The 4,229-nt window shown below is 35.6% G+C and carries 5 protein-coding genes and 1 riboswitch; of the genes, 3 read left to right on the plus strand and 2 right to left on the minus strand.

The window, feature by feature from the left end:
- A partial coding sequence (locus RTK36_RS15725) for a response regulator transcription factor (protein WP_312048172.1) occupies positions 1-316 on the minus strand: 316 nt, incomplete at its 3' end.
- Positions 317-532: 216 nt separating this feature from the next.
- On the minus strand, positions 533-1,909 hold the full coding sequence (locus RTK36_RS15730; protein ID WP_312048173.1) for an aminotransferase-like domain-containing protein: 1,377 nt from the start codon (positions 1,907-1,909) through the stop codon (positions 533-535).
- Between the two features lie 108 nt (positions 1,910-2,017).
- On the opposite strand from RTK36_RS15730, the gene RTK36_RS15735 reads away from it, so the two are divergent.
- From RTK36_RS15735 to RTK36_RS15745, 3 genes are read left to right on the plus strand one after another with little or no spacing between them, the layout of a single operon-like run.
- The gene (locus RTK36_RS15735) at positions 2,018-2,494 is read left to right on the plus strand and encodes a peptide deformylase (RefSeq protein WP_312048174.1); all 477 of its coding nucleotides are present in this window, start codon (positions 2,018-2,020) and stop codon (positions 2,492-2,494) included.
- A gap of 16 nt (positions 2,495-2,510) precedes the next feature.
- On the plus strand, positions 2,511-2,876 hold the full coding sequence (locus tag RTK36_RS15740; RefSeq protein WP_312048175.1) for an aspartate/glutamate racemase family protein: 366 nt from the start codon (positions 2,511-2,513) through the stop codon (positions 2,874-2,876).
- A gap of 16 nt (positions 2,877-2,892) precedes the next feature.
- Positions 2,893-3,222 (plus strand): hypothetical protein, encoded by a 330-nt coding sequence (locus RTK36_RS15745; RefSeq protein ID WP_312048176.1) that lies wholly within the window; start codon positions 2,893-2,895, stop codon positions 3,220-3,222.
- Between the two features lie 350 nt (positions 3,223-3,572).
- Positions 3,573-3,661, minus strand: a riboswitch (cyclic di-GMP riboswitch).
- Positions 3,662-4,229 lie beyond the last annotated feature (568 nt).

The raw sequence follows: 4,229 nt of genomic DNA on the forward strand, positions 1-4,229 counted from the left end.
CGATGATTTCAAAGGGTTTTGTTAAATAATCCTCAGCTCCCAGCTTGAGACCTTTTACGATATCTTCCACACTAGATTTTGCCGTCAGGAAAATCACTGGCATTTCCATTGTTTTAATATATTCAATTAGCTCATATCCATCAATCTTTGGAAGCATAATATCAAGTAAAATTAAATCATAGCTTTCTTTCTCAATCATATCAGCAGCTTGAAGGCCATCATAAGCACAAGCACAGCGATACCCTGCATCACTCAAATTGGTCTTAATCAAATTTGATATAGCTAACTCATCTTCTACAATCAGAATTCTGTTCATCAAAATGCCTCCTTTAAAATTTATTGTCTTTACCGCTTTTTAAATCATGTTACATCAAAGTTGAATCAAAGTTGCATCTTAAAATCATATAAAAATGCGGATTTCGGGATACGTTTCTGTAACAATCACAATTCCACAACCAATATCATTTATTCCTTTACAATAGGTGTACCACCATTTCCTGTTTGCTTGAACGTACCAAATCAATATTAGGTTTTATTTTAATAGATTTTTCAAAATTTGTAAGCCGGATTCTAAATCATCACTATTTTTAGGGGTACTAATTGCTAGCCTAACCGCTGGTTCAACTACAGCACTACCGACAAGAAATCGTTCGCAACCAAACACTTGCACACCTTTTTCTTTCGCAATCATTTCAAACTGTTTTCCAGTCCACTTCAGCGGCAATGATAACCAGCGAAATTGTGAATTTAACGCGCCACGAACTTTATAGTCTGACAAGTATTTATCAACTAGTTTATTACGTTGTTGTAAGCAAATAATTTTTTCTTGCATCATCCTTTGAGCTACACCGGTTCTGATCAGTTGAGAAGTGACTTCAACTTCCAAAGGCGCAGACATAACGTTAATATCACTATTTCCCCTTTTTAATTTCTCTATATAAGGATATGGCATTAATAAAAATGCTACTCTTAATCCAGCAGAAAGTGAATTAGATACCGTAGAAATATAGATGCTTTGCTCGGGAATCATACTGGTAATTGGTGTATACCTAGGGGCTGATAAAAACGAATAGGTGGCATCCTCTATACAAATCAAACTGTATTGTTTAATAATTGATGCTAACTGATTTCTTTCATCTTCATTCATATAAATAGTTGTTGGGTTATGATGATCCGGAATAAGGTAAATTCCTTTAATTTTTTCATTTTTACAAAGTTGAACAAGGTAATCAATATTCACTCTTTCTCCCACATACGGTATAGGTATCAACTGTATTCCAAGAGAATTTGCAATGTTCTTGATTCCAGGATAAATAATAGAATTTGTAACAATTTTATCCCCAAAGCGAAAAAGTGACGTCAAAATAATTGCTAATGAATTTTGCAAACCAGATGTTATAAGAACTTGTTCCTCAGGAACATTAAGACCGAATTGAGAAAACCAAAGCTGTCCACTTTGTTTGTGTTTCATTCGCCCTGAAGTTTCAGAGTATTCTAACAGACTTCCGATATTATACTTTTTAACGATATGTTTCAGAGTATCTACAACATATTTATTTTGCTCATATAGTGGATGAGATGCGCCCAAGTTAATACAAAGCTCTATTCCACATTGATCTAACATAGGTAAGTTAGACAAAACATCTGATGCAACATATGTCCCTCGGCCAACTTCCCCCGAAATTAGACCTTTTGCTGTACACAACTTAAATGCCCTGGCAATCGTACTTAAATTTACGTCCAGATAGTCTGCCAGTTCTCTTTGTGGTGGTAATTTGTCATTTGGATTTAATTGCCCATTACTCACATCCCGTTCAAGGGCATTAGCAATATAAAGGGGGTTGTCTCCTGTTTTACTGATATGTGGTTTCCACGTCATAGGATAGTCTTCGAAAGAATTAATTGGCATGGCCTTCTCACCTTCTAAATTGTTCTGCAAACAATTTTATCATTGATTGCACACATTCTCAAGAATATACTGTATTTAAAAATATCAATTCATATGAGGAGGTGCACAATGATAAAAGAAATCTTAAAATTAGGAAATCCAAAGCTATACGAAGTCAGCAGTCCTGTTGAAAGAACTGAGCTATCACAATTATTGCCTATCATTGAAGATTTACATGATACTTTGATTGCATTCAGAAATCATTATCATGCTGGCAGGGCAATTGCTGCTCCACAGATTGGTATTCAAAAGCGCATTTTGTATATGTACATCAATCAGCCTACCGTCTTTATTAATCCAGTGTTAAATTTCATTGGAGATGAAGAGATAGAGGTTATGGATGATTGCATGTCCTTCCCCAATCTTCTAGTAAAAGTACGACGACATAAAAAAATCCGTATCATATATCGAGACATAGAATGGAATGAACAAGAGATGTTACTGGAGGGGGATTTGTCAGAACTTTTACAGCATGAGTATGATCATTTGAATGGAATACTTGCAACTTTACGAGCAATTGATAATCATTCATTTTATTTGAAATAAAGGAGGATGTTTTGCTATGAAAAAATTCGGCATAATTGGCGGAATCAATTCCGCATCAACACTACATTATTATAAGACCCTTCATGATTTATTCTATAACCAGTATCACCATTACTATTATCCTGAAATTGTGATTGACAGTTTAAATTTCCAATATTTTACCGATTTAGAAAATGAAAATAGAATGGATGAATATAAACAATATATAATCAATAGCTTTCATAATCTGGAAAGAGCCGGTGCAGACTTTGCGATTATGGCTGCTAATTCTCCACATTCAGTTTTAGAAGATATTCGTAAAGATATTTCAATTCCAGTAATTAGCATAGTTGATGCGGTAGGACAAAAAGCCAAAGATTTAGGCTCAAAAAGTTACTCCTGACTGGTATCGGTTACCTATGGGAAGCAATTTTTATCAGATTGGACTTTTAAAATATGGTATAGAAGTAGTTACTCCAACGGTGGAAGAACAAGAAATCATTAATAGAATTATTTTCTCTGAATTAGCGATCAACTTAGTATCAGAATCATCAAAACGTACATTTTTGAAAATTATTTCATCTTATCCAATCGATAGTGTGATTTTGGGGTGCAAGCAATCCCAGACAAAAAACCTTATATCAAAGTTGTATGATGGCTCTGTAAAGAATTTAGCTGTTTCCCTATTCAAAGCAGGAGAGATGTCCGCAGACGACATTGAAGAAATCAAAAAGATGTTTAATCTTTAATAATAATAAATGCGGCATTTGTCCCCCCCTCTCCGTATCCCACTCAATATGTGTAATTCTTATTATATTTAGTTGGGTATGGACATTTAAATTCAACGCTAATTCAAGAGGACATTCGGGCATTGCACCAAGTAATTATGAATGGAAAATAGGACTAATTGTACATTAAACATCTATTAGTTCCTGTTTTATTCTATACAATCAGATGTTTTTCTTTACAGTACCTGACCATGTGCACTAACGAGTGTCTACAATACATCTACTGCTCGTTAGAAAATTCCATAGTATTTTCCTCCTAAACGTGAGTTAGGGACTGCCATCTATATTAGTGAAGGCAGTCCCTGCATAGTTTTAGCAGCCAGGCTATCATAGCGTTTCAAAACGCCTTAGACCTTCGGCTTTGCGTCCCCATATTTGGACGAGTTTTCCATTAGTGTTTTTCTGTCGTTGGTTATTTCGTTTTTTTTACGCCGTTTGAATCGACCTCATAGCAGCTGATCTTGGTGCTTCTGGCGTTGTGTATTTCCTTTTGATTACATGTCTTTCCATCCGGTAACGGCACTTCCATCTGAAGACAAAAACAGCCGTTCATTTTTTGTATTCTGCTTCCAACCGCTTGCGAAGGCACCGCCCATGCTGTCAAAACAGTAGACCTTTACGGATAAAATCAGATAAAACTGGTGACAAAAAGCCCATGATCTACGGCTTAGGATAGCATTTTGGGCTCAGACGCTGTTATGGCAAAATATATGCTGATAGTTTTCAGTCAAAGATGGCTGATTTATTTCTTTCAGTTCACCTGAGTTGTTCAAGGGGGCGCCATAACGAGCTCCGCCCCCGTCCACTGGGAAAATTTGCTTTATTTCCATATATTAAAAAAGGGTAAACCTAATTGTCATTTTACGACCACGACTTAACCGCTTATATCACTCTATTTTGTTAAAACGCCCTATGTCATCTATTTCCATCATTTTTCAAGGCTCAAATACAGCACTTTTTTGCCCATT

The sequence above is a fragment of the Anaerotignum sp. genome (genome assembly GCF_031981185.1).
GTDB lineage: Bacteria > Bacillota > Clostridia > Lachnospirales > Anaerotignaceae > Chakrabartyella.

Excerpts from the sequence above, each read along its gene's own strand:
- RTK36_RS15730 (WP_312048173.1), bottom strand. The coding sequence starts at position 1,909 with ATGCCAATTAATTCTTTCGAAGACTATCCTATGACGTGGAAACCACAT.
- RTK36_RS15735 (WP_312048174.1), top strand. The coding sequence starts at position 2,018 with ATGATAAAAGAAATCTTAAAATTAGGAAATCCAAAGCTATACGAAGTC.
- RTK36_RS15740 (WP_312048175.1), top strand. The coding sequence starts at position 2,511 with ATGAAAAAATTCGGCATAATTGGCGGAATCAATTCCGCATCAACACTA.
- RTK36_RS15745 (WP_312048176.1), top strand. The coding sequence starts at position 2,893 with ATGGGAAGCAATTTTTATCAGATTGGACTTTTAAAATATGGTATAGAA.